Below are 15,715 nucleotides of genomic sequence, written 5' to 3'. Positions count from 1 at the left end.
GCCGGCAAGCAAAATGCGAGACAAAAAAAGATCGACAGCAAAGTCGATTTCTTCGCAAAACGCATAGATCCTCCACCCCGTAGCGGCGCCGGATTGCGTAAAACGCGCTCGACAGCCATCCCGGCAGCTGAACGGACCTATCTGCTATAGCAAGGATTTATCAACCAATTCAAGATAAAAAATATTTGTTTCAAAATATAAAATTTGTGGCATCCTATCCCGGATTTGAGGAATATTCCATGATCAGGGCTCGCGAATCGAAATCGGCTCCGGTGGGAGTCGTCACCAAAGTTCTCCATATTCTTGAAACGCTGCACGCTGCGCCGTCTGGTCTGCAGCTTAAAGATGTGGCGCAGTTGACGGGAATCAACAAGAGCACGGCCTATCGTTTTCTGGCGCACCTGGAACACGAAGGCTACGTCTTTCGCGATTCGTCGGGCGCGTATGCGATCGGCGTGCGGCTGGCGCGGCTGGCCTCGGGCGCGTCGTATCAGACGACGCTGCGTAAACTGAGTCGTCCCATTTTGCAACAGCTCTGGCGCGTGACTGGCGAGACGGTGAACATTGCGGTGCTCGACGGCCGCGAAGTCCTCTACCTCGATGTCATGGAGAGCTCGCACACGTTCCGTCTGGTTTCCCAAGTTGGAATGCGGCGTCCTGTGTACTGTACCGCCTTGGGAAAAGCGATGCTGTCCTTTATCCCGGAAGAGGAGCAACAGTATTTCTTTGAGGGTATGAGCTTCGAGCGCTTCACTCCGCACACCATTCGCGGCGCCGTGCAGTTGCGGAAAGAGTTTGCCCTGATTCGCCAGCGCGGATATTCCATCGACAATGAAGAAGCCTATTTGGGCTCGCGCTGCATTGCGGCGCCCATCTTCGAAGCCTCGGGAAAGATCGCGGCAGCCCTGAGCGTCTCAGGTCCGACCACGCGGGTCACCCGCGAGAGGGTTCCGGTAGTTGCTGCAGCGGCAAAAAGCGCAGCCACAGCGATCTCGCGAACGCTTGGATACGCCGTCGCACAAAAGATCCCGGAAAAGCCGTTGGAGCCTCGGGCGATGGGTGCTGCACGATAACGCGAATGCTGGCGCTCCATGGAATAGACTCAACGAGAGTCAGTAGGCGAACGGAGCAGGCGCCAAGCGGGGTGATCTAAACCACAAGCATGTAAATGGTCGGAATGTTTTTCGACGAGATGCTCAGCTCTGACGTTCCTCCGTTACGTTTGAGCGAGAGCATCGCCCGTCCGTTGTAGAGTTCCACCACGCGTGAGCCGGTATCGGTTCCGAGGTCGTCGATCAGCGTACCGTCTCCCGAAATCCCAAAGTGAACCTGATTGCGCGCATCGAGGCACAGCAGTCCGTTCGCATCGAGCAACTGAGTTTCAACTGTGACTGCATCGCCATTTCGGCTGAGTTCACGTAAGCGAAGCTGAGCTGGTCTTCCCCACTTCTGTGTTTGATATTGGAAATGGATTTCGTCCTCCACTGTCCGACTTCCCCTGCGTCCGATAGCGCGTACGTGATTCTCCGGGGCGAGCTTTATCATCCAACGCAATCCGGCCGCAGGAAAGTCCTGACTATTGCGCGTCTTTATTCCTTGTGACTGGCCATTGACGATGAGTTCGACTGTTTCACAATTGGAATAGACCTTCACGAGTTTCTCCTCACCGGCGTCGCCCCACCGGATCGGCCAGGTGTGTCCGTAGATGTGCACCATTGGCTTCTCCGCCCAGTATGACTGGAAGACGTAGTAGCCCTCTTTCGGAGTAAAGTCGCGTTCGACCAATCCCTTCTGGTTCACTTTGGGAATCGGATTCTCCGGGCGCTCTGGAGTGGAGAAATCTTTGAAGATCCATTGCGCTGAGCCGGTGAGTAGAGGCATCGTTTCCTGCTCTTTCAAATACCAGTCGAAGAGGTTGCAGATGTAGGTCTCCGACCAGTCGCCATCGCGTGATGCGCGAGCGATTCCGCCGGTGCGCAGGAAGTCCAGACCACGCTCGTCGGTGCCTTTGCCGGTAGCGATCTGTGCGATGACTTTGTCGGGATCTTCCGAGTGGCGGCGTGCATGGCTATCTCCTCCCCACTCCATATGAATAAAGTGATTTACCTTCTGCATCTCTTCTTCGACGGAGCTCTTGTACTCGGTGTACCGTCCGCGATACCAGCCGGCCCAGATGGACGGCGAGTAGACATCGGGAATATCTTTTGCGAAATCGCAGCGGCGAATACTGGTCATGCGCGTGGGATCGAGCTTGTGAGCTTCATCGTTGAGCTGAGACATGAAAGCGCGGATCGCCTGCTGATCTTCTGACGGAAATTCTCCGGGCCAGTCGTCTTCATTTCCGAGTCCCCAAAGGATGACTGCGGGATGGTTGTAATGCTGGTCGATCATGTTGCGCAGCATACGGTGCGCCTGCTGCTGCCAGACGTCGTTGCCGATTCCACTTCGGCACCATGGAATTTCTTCCCACACCATGATGCCGAGTTCGTCGCAGAGATCGAGAACGATCCTCGATTGCTGATAGTGCGCCAGGCGGATGAAGTTCGCGCCGACGTCCTTGATCATCTGCATTTCTTTTCGGATCAGGTCTTCGGTCATGGCAGCGCCGATACCCGCGTGATCTTCGTGTCGCTGAGTTCCGCGGATCAGCAGGCGCTCGCCATTCAGCTTGAACGGGCCATGCGTGACGAATTCGAAATGACGCACGCCGAAGCGCTCCGAAACCGTCATCTCTCCATGCGAGCTCTTTAAAGTGGCCTCGCAGCGGTAGAGAGCCGGCGCCGAAGGCGACCATAATTTTGGCTTCGAGATAGTGAACGTCGTCAGGACGCGTTCACCCTTCCAAGTTCCGTCGTTCACGGTTGAGCTGTGAACGACTTGGCCTGAAGGATCGAGCACGCGAACTTCGATACTCACTGGTCCGAGACGGAGGCCGCTGTCTTCGAGAAATGCTTGCAGGTTAACCAATGACAGGACCTGTACTTCTGCAGAGCCGTTCGGCTGCAATGCAGAAAAGATGTGGAGCCTCTCAATCCAGATCGCGGGGACATAGACGAGATTTAGGTATCGATAGATGCCTCCATAAAGATTGAAGTCACTGAAATCTGAAGGCAGCATTTCCAAATCGCGCGAGTTATCGCAGACAATCGCCAGCGGAATGCCGTTCTTGCTTTGCTGATTTGCCTGCGCTTTGGCTACCGCCTCCGTGATATCGACGATCCACTCGTCGTAGCCGCCTACGTGCTCAGTTCCGACCTGGTCGAGATCGATGAATACTTTGGATTTCTGACCGGCGCCTTCAAAATGCAGCAGCGTGCGTCCGTTGGGGAAGGGATTAGCGAGTTTCAAATTGGTACGGTACCAGCCCTGTCCACGGTAGTAGTTCTCGTCAGGATCGACGGCTTCGCGAGCGTTGAAGCAGTGGGGAAGTTCGACTTGACTCCAGTGCTCTTTGCTTTTATCGAATGAGCCATGCCACACATCCCACGGTCCGCTCAGAGAGCTTCGACAGTGCTCCCAGCCTGTGATGAGTCGCTCTGGATTTTGTCTCGGAGTCTGATCAGTGGTGAACGCGGAAGGCGTGGCAACTGCGGCGGCAGTTACGAGAGCCGAGGTTTTGAGAAAGTCGCGACGGCTGAACTTGTTGGATTGATCCATGTCCTTGCAATCAACTTACCGCAAAATTCAGCTTGACTGAATCTCTTGATTTCATATAATGGGCCGCCGTGCCGCATAGTAAGACAAAACGGTACGCGGAATCGCCCTACCAGATACAGGTTCTCGACCGCGCGCTGGCCTTGTTGGAAGCGTTGTCGCATCAAGGGCCCGATCTCACGCTCGCCCAGATCTCCGAATTGCTCAAACTGCACAAAAGCACCGCGCATCGGCTGATCATGGTGCTCGAACGGCATAAGCTGATTGAAAAGAATTCCAATACGGGAAAGTACCGGCTTGGGCTAAAGCTATTCGAGCTCGGAACGAAAGCGATTGGACAGCTTGATCTGCGCGAGAGAACGCGGCCATTCCTTGAACGCGCTGTGCGCGAGACCGGCGAGACCGGGCACCTTTGCGTCTATGACGACGGCGAGGTCGTGTATCTCGATAAGATCGAGCCATCGCGCAGCGTGCGCCTCACATCGAGCGTCGGCCGGCGCAATCCGGCTTACTGTACCGCCGTAGGCAAGGCCATTATGGCCCATTTGCCCGAGGTGCTGGTCGAAGAAGCAGTGCGCAAACACGGACTCGACCAGCTCACCCGCAAGACCATCACCAACATGCTTGACCTTCGCGCCGACTTGGCGAAGGTGCGAAGCCTCGGTTACGCGATCGACGATGAGGAGCACGAAGAAGGCGTGCTCTGTGTAGGTGCGCCGGTGTGGAGCGTCGGCGAATATCCGATTGGGGCCATCAGCGTTTCGGGGCCGATTTTCCGGCTGAGTCACGAAAAAGTTCCGGCGGTTGCGGAGTCGATCGTGGCCATCGCCAAGGCGCTGTCGCATGAATTAGGAATGCGACCGGAGCCGACGCATAGCCGATATCAGGAGAATCATAAAGGTCAGTCAATAGGGGTCTAAGCACATCAGCCGCCCGGCGAAAGTCGGGCATTTCTTTGGCAATTCGCAATTGCGGTACACGGTATCGCAATGCGGTACACGATAGAGAGCCTTAAGAGGGCTGGAGGATAGAAAGATGCGCGTGCGCAAGTCGGGGCTCATTGCCCTTGCAGTTCTTTTCGGTCTGTTCATTGGGCTGTCTGCGGCAATCGGACAGGTCACAACCACCAACATGAGCGGCACGGTTACTGATTCGAGCGGCGCCGCTGTTCCCGGTGCTCAAGTAACGGTTACTAATACGGGAACTGGATTCACGCGTACGGCGCAAAGCGGTGCGCAAGGCGAGTACCACCTCGAATTCCTGCCGATTGGGAACTACAACGTAGAAGTCAGCGCGAACGGATTCAAGAAGGTGTTGCGGTCAGGCATCGTGCTGCAGGCCGATCAGCCGGCACGCGTAGATGCACAGCTTCAGCTCGGACAAGTCACTGAAACCATCGACGTCACTTCGGAGATTCCGCTGGTGAATACTTCCAATCCCGAAATAGGCCGCACGATTGAGACGCAGGAGATGGTGAATCTCCCGATCGTGAATCGCAATCCGTACACGCTGCTCGATCTCGTTCCCGGAGTGCAGCGCAACGATAACAGCATCGTGCTCGGTTATCCCGAACAGCGCACGCTGATCAACGGCGGAGTCGACGCCGGCGCCGGCTCGGTGAATTACTACCTCGACGGCGGTATCAACATGACCGGCCTGCGCAATACCGGAAACATCTTGCCGAATCCCGATGCCATCCAGGAATTCCGTGTTCAGACCAACAACTATGCCGCCGATTACGGTCGCTTCCAGAATGGGATCGTAAACACCATTACGAAGTCAGGTACGAATAACTTTCACGGATCTCTTTTCGAGTTCGTTCGGAACAACATCTTCAACGCGAACGACTGGGGAAACACAGGCGCGACACCGCCCTTACATCGAAATCAGTTCGGCGGCACAATTGGCGGTCCCATTATCAAGAATAAGACCTTCTTTTTCGGATCCTATGCGGGGTTGCGTCAAATCACCAACACCTTCCTGAATGGGGCAATTGTTCCGTCCGCTTTGGAGCGCAACGGAGACTTCTCACAATCTGCTGGAATGAAACCTGTGATTCCTGGGACGCAGACGAGCTCGGCCAGCAATCCTAACGGCGGCACGCGATATGTAAATGATCAGCTAACGGGTCTTGATCCAGTAGCGATGAACATCATCAACAAGTATGTACCCCTTCCGAACCTTGCTAACAACAAGTGGCAGGGAGTAATACCCAATCCGTATAACACTGACGAGTTCCTTGCCAAAGTAGATCACGACTTGAATGACACACAGCGTCTTACTTTCAGTTACTTCGAAACCAGCGGGGAAAATAAAGTTCGCGCAGGTAGCGGCACTGTTCCATGGTCGATCCAGCAATTTTCGTGGCGGCAGCACAATGCCAATGTCAGCGATACCTGGAACTTGAACGCAAATATGGTGAACCAGGCCTGGATTGGGTACACGCGGAATTATGGTGGCCGGTTAAATCTGCCGCAAACGTCACTGACCGATTTGGGATCGGCGGCGATCATCGAAGGTACACCTTCGCTGCCGCAGATCAGCATCAGTGGATTCTTCAACCTCACGCAGGCAATTGCCGGACCGGTTGCGGGAACAAACTACTATTCGCTGCGTGATGTGTTCAGCCTAACGCACGGACGTCATGCCTTCCGGTTTGGAGGAGAGCTTTCGCTGGACAAAGATATTCAGGCAACACTGTTAAACAACTATGGTGTGTTCGGATTCAACGGCACAGCCACGCTACCCGGCAGTAAGGGTGCGAAGTGTCCGTCCTGCGCGCTCGCGGATTTCGAATTGGGAATTCCCAATTCTGCTACGCAGGATGCTCCGGTGAATGGCTATACCAATTCCTGGAATTCCGCCTTGTTCTTGCAGGATGATTTCCGAGTTACTCCACGGCTCACGTTGAACCTGGGTGTGCGCTGGGACGTGCAAACGCCGCCAACCGATCCTCAAGACAAGGAATCGACGTTTATTCCAGGGGTGCAGTCGAAGGTGCGCCCAGACGCTCCGGTTGGGCTTCTGTTTCCCGGTGATCCCGGTATCACACGCGGCATCGTTCCGATTCGCTGGAACCACGTTTCTCCGCGTCTTGGCTTTGCCCTCGACCCATTTGGAACCGGCAAGACCTCGATTCGAGCCGGCGCCGGAGTCTTTTACGGCAGCGTCTCAGGAAATGAGTGGAACACCACGTCCAATTTCGAGCCATTTGCGGTCCGGTTGACTCTGAACCCGAACGTCAAAGGGACAGGGTCTACACTGTCGAATCCTTACCGAGGAATGAAGACTGTTCCTTTCCCCTACACTGGCACTTTCCTGCCGCAGGGCAACGTTTTCGGTCCGGCAACTAACTTTGAATGGCCATATACGTATCAATTCAACTTCTCAGTTCAGCAACAGCTCACGCAAAGGCTGAGCTTCCAGATCGCCTATGTAGGTTCGTTCAGTCATAATTTGCCATTTGCGACAGATCTGAACTATCCAACTCAAAACGCAAATTCCAGCACTGCCGCCGCGAATGTCCAGTCACGTCGGCCCGATCAGGATTTCGGACCCATTCTCGCGCTGCGCTCAAATCAAACCGCGTCCTACAACGGACTGCAGATCAGCGCCCAGCATCGCATGTCGCATCATCTGACGTTCAATGGTTGGTATGCATGGTCAAAGTCTTTCGACAGCGTACAGATCGATAACAACACCGCGCAGGGCGGCGTCCAGGACGTCAACAATATGGCTGCCGATCGTGCGCGCGCCGATATCGACATGCGCCATCAGGCAGTTCTCTCGCTCACATTCCAGCCTGACTACTACACTGGCGGGAGTGGCTTCATACGCAATGTCGTCAATGGATGGTCAATTTCGCCCATTGTCCGGCTCCAGAGCGGTACGCCATTCACCATTTCCAATGGCGCAGACGCTAACTTGGATGGCACCAACAACGATCGTGCTCAATTAATTGGAGATCCTCGAATCTCTAATCCGAGTGCTGCCGAATGGTTCAACACTGCGGCATTTGCGAAGAACAATCCTGTGACTGGTCAGCCGATTGACGGCAACTCGCCGCGGAACTTCCTGAGCGGTCCCGGATATAAGAACGTTGACCTTGCGGTCTTCCGGAATTTTCGAATTAAGGAAAGAGCCAAGATCGAGTTTCGGGCAGAAGCTTCCAATGCACTCAACATCGTCAACCTGAACAATCCCAGCGCGACCGTAGGAACTTCAAGCTTCGGAACGATTACGGGTGCAGGTTCCATGCGGCAACTGCAGCTCGGATTGCGTCTCACCTATTGAAGGTGAATTGAGGCCTCCATTCATCTAAACCGGATAATGGAGGCTGCGATTCTTTGCGCCGCAGGAATGTTGATCATCTCGCGCAATGAACCTGTACTTTACGGCTTCCAAACAAAACTATCTCCCGCTCGCAGGTGAATGACTTTCTTCGCGGAGCCGTAACGAAGCGTTGCAGAGTTGTTCAACGTAGAACGGATTTTGGCTGACGTCAGTTCGCCGTGGCGCCATTGAATATCCACTTCGAAGCCACCACGAGCGCGTAACCCGGTTACGTTTCCAGTTGGCCATTCCGTCGGCAGGGCAGGTAGCAACTCAATCTCCTCCGAGTGACTTTGCAGAAGCATTTCCGCAATGCCGGCCGTGCCGCCAAAATTGCCGTCGATCTGAAACGGCGGATGAGCGTCGAACATATTTGGATAAGTTCGGTCGGGTCGAACCAGCAGGGTGAGAATTCTATATGCGTGCTCGCCGTCGTGAAGTCGTGCCCAGAGGTTCAAGCGCCATGCCAAGCCCCATCCGGTCGCTTCATCACCGCGGATCTCAAGCGACTTACGTGCAGCCGTTGCGAGTGCCGGAGTATCGCGCAGATTGATTTGCCAGCTCGGATACAACCCAAAAAGATGTGAAACATGTCGATGGTGCATCTGCGGCGCATCCAGGTCCCAATCTTCGAGCCACTCCTGCAGTTGGCCTGCATGGCCGATCTGGTTTGGAGCGAGTCGGGCACGGTCATTGCGAAGCTTTTGCCGAAAATCGCTGTCGATTCCAAGCATTTCTGCGCTGCGAGCCGTTTTATCAAAGAGGTCGCGGAGAATTTGTTCGTCGATCGTGGGACCGTCGACGATACTGCTGCCGTAAGGATGTTTGTTCTCCGGCGATAACGACGGATTTGTCACGAGCCAGTGATGTTTGGGTTCTTCGACCAGGGTGTCGAGGAAGAATTGCGACGCGCCTTTCAGCACGGGATAGATTTTCTCGAGATAATTCCGATTTCGGGAATAGTCGTAATAGTCCCACAGTTCCAGCGATAGCCAGGCGCCTCCCATCGGCCACATTCCCGCAGATGCTTTGTCAACCGGCGCCGTGGCTCGCCACAAGTCTGTATTGTGATGGGCTACCCACCCGTGAGCCCCATATTGGACTTTTGCTGTTCTCGCCCCAGTTATCGCGAGATCCATCACCATCTTTGTCAGCGGTTCCACCGTCTCAGCGAGGTTGGTCTCCTCGGCCGGCCAGTAGTTCATTTCTGTATTGATGTTGATGGTGTACTTGCTCTCCCATGGCGGTTGCATGTTGTCGTTCCAAATGCCTTGTAGATTGGCAGGCTGACCACCTGGCCGGGAACTCGAGATAAGCAGATAACGACCGAACTGAAAATACAGCGCAGCCATTTCCGGATCGTTGTTGCCAGCGAAACTCGCTATGCGTTCATCCGTCGGGACTTCTTCCCGAATTGAACTGTTACCAAGGTTGATTTGGACGCGCCTGAAAAGCCGTTGGTGCTCGGCAACTGATCTCGCCCGCAGTTGTTCGTAACTCATCTTGCTTGCGGCAGACAGCGTCGTTTTCGTCAGAGATTGTGGGTCACCGCTCACATCCTTATAACTCTTATAGCTGGTAAAAGCCGCGATGAGGATCGTTGCAGAGTCGGCGTCTTCGACCGAAAGGGCATTGGAACTCGCAGCAATGGTGCCGCCTTTGGCAATTACTCGAACTCGAGCCTGAAACTTCAGCGCGCCGGCGATCCCCTGTGCCGCGCCGTTGTTGCCCGTCAGCAGCAATGTTGCAGGTGTCTCCGTAGCAATCACTGCGGGCTGTTCCGTCTGCAATCCGATCGTGCAGTTAATCTGGCCGGGCTTATCGGCTGCTAAGTGCATCACGATTACGTGATCAACAGGGCTGATGAACACTTCGCGTCGATACTTCACCTGCTGTGCCGCGTAACCTATGCTCGCAACTGCCGAATCCAGGTTGAGTTCTCGTCGGTAACCGGACACTGACGTAGATTGCGGAAAGTCAATCACCAGGTTCGCGAGCGGTTGATACGGCATCTCGCGCAGCGGATGCGCCATCATGTGTGCGTTGATGTAATCCTCTGCTTCCTTATATTTGGCTTCGAATACCAATTTGCGAGCTTCGGGAAGCGCAGCGAGCGCGTCGGGATTGCTGGGATCGTAAGGACCTCCTGCCCAGAGCGTGTCCTCGTTCAATTGCAGAATTTCCCGGTTAATCCCACCGAACACCATTGCACCCAGTCGTCCATTTCCCAGCGGCAGAGCTTCCGTCCATTCGTTCGCGGGCTGGCGATACCAAAGAGCCAATGAGTCGGCTGGAGCGGCAGCCTCAGCGGTGTATCGAACTGCGGAATCTTTCAGGTCGTAAGGCTTGTAGTACTTGCGCTCTTGATTCTGCGCACTCGAAAACACTGGGCACAGTACGAGGACAATCAGCAGGCAAGCGCAACCTCGAATTGAAAAGAACATGAGTAGAGGCGATGAGAAGAAGAGAAAGGCGCCGCGCTTACAGACTGTCGCGGCGCCCGAACGTTCGAATCAGAACGTGATGCGACCTGAAAGTTGGAGCACGCGCGGACCGTAGCGCTCGCCGGTGACCTCTCCGAATGAGCTGTTGGTTCTAATGTGCCCAGAGCCACAATTCGGATCACTCGCCGCCGCGCCCGTGCAACTCGAACTCGTGTCGAAGTCCGCGGTTAACGGTTTGTCTACTCGACCCATCGTGAACGAAGGATGGTTGAACACGTTGTAGGCTTCGCAACGCAGTGTGAACTGCACGCGTTCCTTAATCGGGATCGTTTTCTGCAGCGCCATGTTCCAGTTGTCGGATCCCGGCCCGCGGAACACGACGTTGCTGGTAATCCCTGGCTGATCGGGACTTGGAATAACTCCTATTGGTGGAATAACAAATGCGTCTTGATTAAGGTAGTGCAGAGTGCTGTGCACCTGATCGCCTGGGGCATAGACGTCGCCTGTAACGAAAACGTGTGCTCCATCGCCGCCGCCCGTGATATTGGGAACGCCGCTCATGGTTACCGAGTATGGCGCACCGCTGATGAACTCCGCGATTCCAGACAATTCCCAGTTGTTCGCAATCGCGCCTAACACTTTGTTGTTCCACAGGCGAGTTGCTTTGGGAAGCGAATAGGTCCAGTGCGCCACTAAGTCGTGGGTACGATCGAAGTTTGCCAGACCATAGTTCCAGAAACGGCGGTCCTGGTAGGTCGCTACCCCACCGTCTACAACCGCTTGTGTGGTTAGAACCTTCGAGAAGGTGTATGCAACTCCAAACTGCAGTCCTTTGCTGAATCGTCGGTTGATCGATGTCTGCAAAGAGTTGTAGTTCGATGTCCCACCGTAATCGCGGAGCAGCACGCTGCCGTAACCTGGATACGGACGGAAGTAGTTATCGCTCAGCAGCTTCGGTTGCGTGAGTACAACACCGTTGTGATGTGGACCATAGTAGAAGGTGTTCACCCCAGTTTGTGATGTATCGATGAACTTGGGATCAAACTGAGCGAGATAGGGAACCTCATTCAGATCGATCTCTTGATTCAAGTGCCGGCCGAACGTGCCAACGTACGCAACGTCGACAACACTGTCGAACCCGATTCTTCGCTGAATTCCCAGGTTGACTCCCAGCGTGGACTCAATCTTTCGATTAGGTTCCAAGATTCTGGTTTGCAGTGGCCCAGCATTCACTTGACTGCTCGGGTCGTAGCAAGTGCCAGTTGAACCGCATCCAGAGAGGAAATTTGTGTTCGTGATCTGTCCAAATCCAACGGAAGCATTCGTGATCACCGGCGGCGTGCTGAAATAATCGCCTACTGTACCGCCACCTTCACGCGTGTTGTAATACAAACCCGCGCCCAGGCGCACCGCCGTCTTGCCATCCTTGAATGGATCCCAGGCCAGCCCAAGTCGTGGCGCGTATAGTAGCCCGTTGCTGTATCGCAGCGAGTGCGGATAACTCGGGTCATTATTGACGACTGTCCCAGTGAAATCGAATGGGCTGACGAAGGTTCCGATGAAAGCATCCGAATGAACGTCGTTTGAGTTGTTGGGGTTAATCGCACAACGACTCGGAAGTTTCGTGGCGGCCCCCTGGCAAGATGCTTTCTGACTTGCTGTGAGAGTGCTGGCCAACACTGGCGCGTAAAGAGCCGGTACCTGCGATGGATCATAACGGCTGATCACGAATGACGCTCCTTGATTAGGCGCGAGTGTTGTGGGCAGGTCATACGTAAAGCGCAGCCCGTAATCAAGGTTGAGATTCGAGGCGAGCTTCCAGTGGTCCTGTAAGTACCACTCTAGAACCTTCCAGTGCGGCGCATAGTCGGCATTGTTCGAGCCTTCTGTATACGAACCATAGCTTCCGATCAGAACATTGGAATAAGCGTATTGGGTGTCGTAGGGACTCGAAGTGTTGACTCCGAAGTTGAAGTTGCCATCGAATGTGGAACCAGTGTGACTTTGCAGATAGCGACCCGCCTGGAAGTACGCTCCCGCTTTGACGGTGTGTGCTCCCCAAATTTTTGTCACACTATCGGTGCCTTCCCATGTTCCGGTCATGTCGTACATCGGGTAGCGATTGTCGAAATTAATTTGCGGTGCTTGCGCGAGTTTGAAAGTTCCGTTGCTTCCCCCGCTGCTCAGGCCAGTAACGCGCGGCACCACGTCAAATGGGTTCTGCGCTGGGTTGTTCTGTCCCAGGCCAATGCCCAACGCGGATTTTGAGATTTTTGCGGCATCCGCCGGATTCAGTACCCCCGTGCGTTCCTTCCAGCTGGAATAGCCGATCGTGAACTCGTTCACCAGGGTGGGGTTCGCGACATAGGTGACGTTGGCTCCGGCGTTCTCTGACGGAGTGTCGTAGAAGGCCGGAATACCCCAATTCAGACTGTTGGTAGTCGCTGTCAGTCCGTTGTTGTCATGGGTCTCCTTCATACCACGGAAATACGTATGCCACTTGTCATTGAGGTTGTAATCGACTCTCAACACGATCTGGTTCGAAGGCGTGTCATGGGTTCCAGCGATTGCGTAGTTATATGGATTGCCTGAAGTAACGTTCGTTAAAGGACAAGTGGCACCGCCACCCGCGCCTTTCGGCGTGCAATCGATGGTCGCAACTGGGAAAATCGCGAGCAACTTCTGAGTGTTCGGGTTGATGCGCCCCGCCGGAATAATGTTCAGGCCAGTTGGATTGGCCGCTGTCGCCCGACTCGGATCGGTGAAGCATCCAGCAGTGCTTCCTTGCTTACAGGCACCGCTCTTGGTTGGGTCCTTGATATAAACCTGCTGTCCATTCGTGTCGTAAGTGTGCGAGAAATCGCCTGTAAGTTCCGCCGCAGTGGGCATCATGAACTCTTGCGGACTGTCGCCGGTCTTGGTTGGCCACCGTTCAGTCGAGAAGAAGAAGAACAGCTTGTCTTTCTTCTTATTGAACACTTTCGGTATATATGCAGGGCCTCCCACGGTGAATCCATACGTGTTGAAGCGATAACTCTGCCTCGGAATGCCATCATGGTTGTTGAAGAAATCATTGGCGTTCAGTGCTTCATTGCGGCCGTAATAGTAGGCGGAACCGTGGAAGTCGCGCGTGCCGGATTTCGTTACGAGATTGACGATCCCACCGGCGCTTTGTCCGTATTCTGCCTGGTAGCTATTGAGTACGACCTTGACTTCAGCAACCGCGTCCATGTTCAAGGGCGTATCGAGTTTGTTCCCATCGCCGCGCGGATTGCCAGATACACCGTCAATACTGACCGCATTGCTGCTGGAGCGCACACCGGCAATGACTCCAGGTCCCGAGGTTCCCAGTTGGTTTCCTCCAAGGCCGTCACCATCATCATCACGCCCGTTGCTGTCTCCTGCACCCACGATTCCAGGGAGCACACGCAGAAGGCTCAGTGGATCGCGGCCAACGCTCATCAGCGTGGAAAGTTCTTTGCTATCCAGTTCAGCAGAACGTTCTGCACTCTCTGTCTGTACGGCCGTGGCCTCCGCAGTCACGCTGACCGTCTCCGATACGTGCCCGAGCTGGAGTTGTAAGTCACCGGCGGCGAGACGCTCCGAAGCGGTCAGTTGCAGATCTTTCTTGTCAAATCTTTTGAAGCTTGGCGCCTCGACAGAAACCGTGAACGTACCCGGTTGTAATGCGAGGAAGATGAAGTTTCCAGCAGCATTGGTCTTCGTTTTTCGCATGTCGCCAGTTGCCTGATTCGTAAGTGTGACATCCGCACCGCTGATAACGGCGCCGGCTGAGTCCAGAACACGGCCAGAGATTTGGCCGCTCGACGTCTGCGAATGAGCGATGTTATTGATGCTGATCGCTAGTGTCAGCACGAGAAATGCGCGGAAGAGAAAACGACGATTCATGGGATCTCTCCAACGGAATCTAAAGACATTCTTTTGAGCGAAGCGTACCCACTGCGCTCAACAGTTGTGCGAGTGGGACAGCACAACTCAAGATGGTCGGAAGTTATAACTCCAAACTCAGAAAATCACCAGAGAAAATTTATATTTTAGAATATGAAACGTGCTAAATCGCAGCTTCTGAAGTAACCCAGAGCACTGGCTGGCGGAAGGGATAGTTGCGAATGATTTCCGGCACTGTTGGATCGGGATCCAGGCGCCTCCACACTGTGAAATATTCCGGTCGGTTTAGAGCGATGCCTCCGAACAATAGACTGGGCTGACGAACCGGCCAGTCATTCCAATATTCAACGTCGTGCCGGTGAGGCCACGTACTCTTGTCAGCGATGTAGGGAAACATATACGCGATCGCTTTCGCGAATCCGCGTCCATCCGGCAGAGCAAAGCGGAAGAGACTATCTTCGCGGGTAGACAGTATCTGGCAAGCGGCGGCCATTACGTCGAGATTGAAAATGCAATAACCATAAGGCTTAGTACGTCGCAATTCGAGCGGGAAACTTCCATCTGCAGCGATCTGATTTGGAACGATAGTTTCCTTGAATCTGCTGCGGCAGAACAAAGTTGTTTCTTCATTTCCCGTGAACCTCGCAAATTCAGCCGCCTGCACCAGCCAACTCGTGCCATGGTTATTTTTGGCATCGCACTCGTCTTTGCCGTTTTGCGATGTTGTCATCCAATGCAGATACTGTGCAAACCACTTTTTCAGTCCCGAGAGTTCATCTCCCGCAAGTTGATCGGAGCCTTCCAGAACGGACAGGGAGCGCGCAACCTCCACTAAGTGGAGCGTGTCGATGATTCCGATTCCGCGTCCGGTGGTTCGTCCATGAATCGCCTGTGCGTACTGCAGGTTCGGATTCATCAAGGTCGCTGGATCAAGAAACCATGCTCGCAAGTGCTTCCTCGCGTGTTCGGAATATCTCTTATCGCTAGTGATCAGCCACGCAGCAGTAAGTGCCGGAACCTGCAAACTGAGGCGGATCAGCGCGAGGCGATGCGAGTTGAAATTATCGGGGTTAGACAACCCGTCGCGCTGAATGTATGGGCCGCCCGGATTCTTCGGATCCGGCCACCAGTAGTCACCTTCGGAGAAATAATCGTGCTTGCCCCCGGCGCTCCGCGGACTCGAGTACGCGGTAATCGTGATCGGTTGTTCCCTCAGGTACCGGCGAGCATCGCTCAGGATTCTTTCACGATCGATCTTGCGTACGTCGGGCTCGCTCTCCCCTTCCGTTCGGCTTAAGTCGAGTGAGAATGGCAGGGCTGCCGCAAGAATTCCCGCCTTTGCACAAAAATCGCGTCTCGTGATTGGCACAACCATC

General features: G+C 54.4%; 7 protein-coding genes. 3 read left to right on the top strand and 4 right to left on the bottom strand.

All coding sequences use genetic code 11. The features are described 5' to 3' along the window. Nucleotides 1-239: 239 nt before the first annotated feature. Nucleotides 240-1,073, top strand: coding sequence for an IclR family transcriptional regulator (locus tag VFU50_07770; protein HEU5232739.1), 834 nt, complete (start codon nt 240-242; stop codon nt 1,071-1,073). 76 nt (nt 1,074-1,149) lie between these two features. Here VFU50_07770 and VFU50_07765 read toward each other — a convergent pair whose 3' ends face one another. Continuing rightward, entirely contained in the window at nt 1,150-3,657 is a 2,508-nt protein-coding gene (locus VFU50_07765; protein ID HEU5232738.1) for a glycoside hydrolase family 2 TIM barrel-domain containing protein, read from the bottom strand. 68 nt (nt 3,658-3,725) lie between these two features. On the opposite strand from VFU50_07765, the gene VFU50_07760 reads away from it, so the two are divergent. Both VFU50_07760 and VFU50_07755 read left to right on the top strand, forming a co-directional pair. Further along, nucleotides 3,726-4,574, top strand: coding sequence for an IclR family transcriptional regulator (locus VFU50_07760; protein ID HEU5232737.1), 849 nt, complete (start codon nt 3,726-3,728; stop codon nt 4,572-4,574). A gap of 115 nt (nt 4,575-4,689) precedes the next feature. Further along, nucleotides 4,690-7,947, top strand: a complete 3,258-nt coding sequence (locus VFU50_07755; GenBank protein ID HEU5232736.1) for a carboxypeptidase regulatory-like domain-containing protein — start codon at nt 4,690-4,692, stop codon at nt 7,945-7,947. A 98-nt stretch (nt 7,948-8,045) separates the two neighbouring features. Here VFU50_07755 and VFU50_07750 read toward each other — a convergent pair whose 3' ends face one another. The 3 genes from VFU50_07750 to VFU50_07740 all read right to left on the bottom strand — a co-directional run bounded on the left by VFU50_07750 (nt 8,046) and on the right by VFU50_07740 (nt 15,708). Then, nucleotides 8,046-10,373 (bottom strand): glycoside hydrolase family 95 protein, encoded by a 2,328-nt coding sequence (locus VFU50_07750; protein ID HEU5232735.1) that lies wholly within the window; start codon nt 10,371-10,373, stop codon nt 8,046-8,048. 126 nt (nt 10,374-10,499) lie between these two features. Next, complete coding sequence (locus tag VFU50_07745; protein ID HEU5232734.1) at nt 10,500-14,339, bottom strand: carboxypeptidase regulatory-like domain-containing protein; 3,840 nt, start codon at nt 14,337-14,339, stop codon at nt 10,500-10,502. 163 nt (nt 14,340-14,502) lie between these two features. Beyond that, entirely contained in the window at nt 14,503-15,708 is a 1,206-nt protein-coding gene (locus VFU50_07740; GenBank protein HEU5232733.1) for an alginate lyase family protein, read from the bottom strand. Nucleotides 15,709-15,715 lie beyond the last annotated feature (7 nt).

The sequence above is a fragment of the Terriglobales bacterium genome (genome assembly GCA_035764005.1).
Classification (GTDB): Bacteria; Acidobacteriota; Terriglobia; order Terriglobales; family Acidobacteriaceae; genus Gp1-AA112.
The sequence above is the reverse complement of the archived record's forward strand: the minus strand, read 5'-3'. Positions and strand labels throughout refer to the sequence as shown.